The organism is Mycobacteriales bacterium (genome assembly GCA_035995165.1).
Taxonomy (GTDB): domain Bacteria; phylum Actinomycetota; class Actinomycetes; order Mycobacteriales; family CADCTP01; genus CADCTP01.
Window position 1 is genome coordinate 1 of sequence record DASYKU010000149.1, and the last position, 2490, is coordinate 2490.

The 2490-nt window shown below is 70.4% G+C and carries 3 protein-coding genes; 1 reads left to right on the forward strand and 2 read right to left on the reverse strand.

The window, feature by feature from the left end:
- On the forward strand, positions 1–1314 hold a 1314-nt coding region (locus VGP36_24520; protein ID HEV7657878.1), incomplete at its 5' end, for an MFS transporter.
- A 216-nt stretch (positions 1315–1530) separates the two neighbouring features.
- Here the strand turns inward: VGP36_24520 and VGP36_24525 are convergent.
- Complete coding sequence (locus VGP36_24525; GenBank protein ID HEV7657879.1) at positions 1531–2262, reverse strand: VOC family protein; 732 nt, start codon at positions 2260–2262, stop codon at positions 1531–1533.
- A 77-nt stretch (positions 2263–2339) separates the two neighbouring features.
- Positions 2340–2490 (reverse strand): RICIN domain-containing protein (locus VGP36_24530; protein HEV7657880.1); only part of this gene is annotated, 151 nt, incomplete at its 5' end.

The following is a 2490-nucleotide window of genomic DNA, read 5'->3' on the forward strand; positions in this document are numbered from 1 at the left end:
CAACGCCGCCGCGCCGTCATCGCCAGCACCATCGGCACCACGATCGAGTGGTACGACTTCTTCCTCTACGGCACGATCGCGGCGCTCGTCTTCCCGCACCTGTTCTTCCCGAACGGCTCGAATTACTCGGGCATCCTGGCCTCGTTCGCGGTCCAGTTCGTCGGTTTCGGGGCCCGGCCCATCGGCGCCGCGATCTTCGGCCACGTGGGCGACCGGATCGGCCGCAAGTCCACCCTCGTCACGACGCTGATGCTGATGGGCATCTCGACGTTCCTGATGGGTCTGCTGCCGGGGCGCAACTCGATCGGCCTGGCCGCGCCGATCCTGCTGGTCGTGCTGCGCATCCTGCAGGGCATCGGCGTGGGCGGCGAGTGGGGCGGCTCGGTGCTGCTGTCGATGGAGTGGGGCTCGCAGCGCCGCCGCGGCCTGATGGCCAGCTACCCGCAGCTGGGTGTGCCGCTGGGGCTGCTGCTGTCCACCGGCATGGTCAAGCTGATGCAGGGCACGACGTCCGAGGACGCGTTCGACAGCTGGGGCTGGCGGGTCCCGTTCCTGCTCAGCATCGTGCTCGTCGGCATCGGCCTCTACGTCCGGCTCAAGGTGCTGGAGAGCCCGGCCTTCGCCGAGGTGAAGAAGCAGCAGGTCGTGCACCGGCAGCCGGTCTGGGAGGTCATCAAGACCCAGCCGCTGGAGATCCTGACCTCGGCCTTCGTGCGGATGTCGGAGCAGGCGCCGTTCTACCTGTTCATCACCTTCGTGCTGACGTACGGGACGACGAAGCTGGGGTTGGCGCGGGGCGACCTGCTCAACTACACGCTCGTGGCCGCCGCCGTCGGTCTCATCACGGTCCCGCTGTTCGGCCACATCTCCGACCTGATCGGCCGGCGGAAGACGTACGCCATCGGGATCGCGGGGACGGCGATCTTCGCCTTCCCCTACTTCGGGTTACTGAACACGAAGACCGGCGGCCTGGTGTTGCTGGCGATCGTGCTGTCGCTGGTCGTGCACGACGTCCAGTACGGCCCGCAGGCGGCGCTGATCGCCGAGAGCTTCGGCACCAACCTGCGCTACAGCGGCGCCGGCATCGGCTACCAGCTCGCCTCGGTGATCGCCGGCGGACCGGCACCGCTGATCGCGACCGCGATCCTCAAGCACACCGGATCGAGCACCTGGATCAGCTGGTACATCGTCGGCTGCTGCGCGTTCTCGGCCATCGCACTGCTGCTGATGCCGCGGCGCCGGGTGTCGGAGCCGGCGAGCGACTTCGACTCCGCCGTGGAGGAGGGGGCCACCGCGGCCCGCTCCGGCCTCTAGCTCCCGCTCTCCTCACCGCCGGTCGGCCCCTCGGGGTCGGCCGGCGGTGAGGTGCTGTCCCCGCATCCCCGGGCCGCGACTCCACCCCGCTCTCGGCGTCTTACCTCACGCCCCGACCTCGGTCGGCGCCGACGTGGCGCTGACGGAGAGCCGCCCCCTGGAGTGAGAAACCCCGCTCCAGGGGGCCGATCCGGGCCACGAACCTGGTGGCGGGCGTCAGTTTTCTGAAGAGGGCCAGATGCAGAGGCAGAACGGATGCCCGGCCGGGTCGGCGTAGACCCGGAAGTCCCGGCCCTGGCCCGGCAGCCGGGTCGCGCCCAGCTCCAGCGCCCGGGCCTCGCCGGCGTCGAGGTCGTCGATGAAGACGTCGGTGTGCCCCTGCTGCGGGTGCGCGGGGTCCGGCCACTGCGGCGGCGTGTAGTCGGCGATCTGCTGGAACATCAGGTTCCGTCCGTCCCCGGCGATGAGCGCGCCCTCCGGCCCCTCGTACGTCACCTCCATACCGGTCAGGTCGGCGTAGAACCGGGCCAGCCCGGCCGCGTCCGGCGCGTCGATCGTCGCCGTGAACAGCGAGATCTCGTCCCCCGCGTCGTCCTTGCGGCAGAGGTCGAAGGGGTGCCCGGCCGGGTCGGCCAGCGTCACCCAGGCCGCGCCCGCGCCGAGCCGGGTGGCGCCGAGCGTGACCGCCTTCCCGGCCGCCGCTTCCGGATCGGCCACGTAGAGGTCGAGGTGGTACTGCTGCGGATGTTCCTGCCCCGGCCACTGCGGCGGGATGTGGTCCGGAGCGAGCTGGAATGCGACGTACTGACCGTCGCCGGTCTTCAGCGTGATCCAGTCGTCGTCCTTGTCGGCGAACTCCCAACCGGTCAGCGCGGCGTAGAACTCGGAGACCTTCACGATGTCGGCCGCGTCCAGCACCGTGACGGTCCGGCGTGCTGTCACTGTCATGCCGCGCATCCTGCCCCCACCCCCCGACAATTTCCCCCGGATTCCGCGCCGACCACCGGCCGGGCGCGGAACGCCGGTCAGGTCAGGGCGAACTTCTGCGCGGCCGAGCCGTTGCAGTCGAAGATCTGCAGCCGGGTGCCGTTGGCGGTGGCGCCGCTGGGGGAGTCCAGGCAGCGGCCGGACTGCGGGTTGCGCAGTGACCCGTCGGCCTGCTGGACCCATTTCTGG

Excerpts from the sequence above, each read along its gene's own strand:
- VGP36_24525 (HEV7657879.1), bottom strand. The coding sequence starts at position 2,262 with ATGACAGTGACAGCACGCCGGACCGTCACGGTGCTGGACGCGGCCGAC.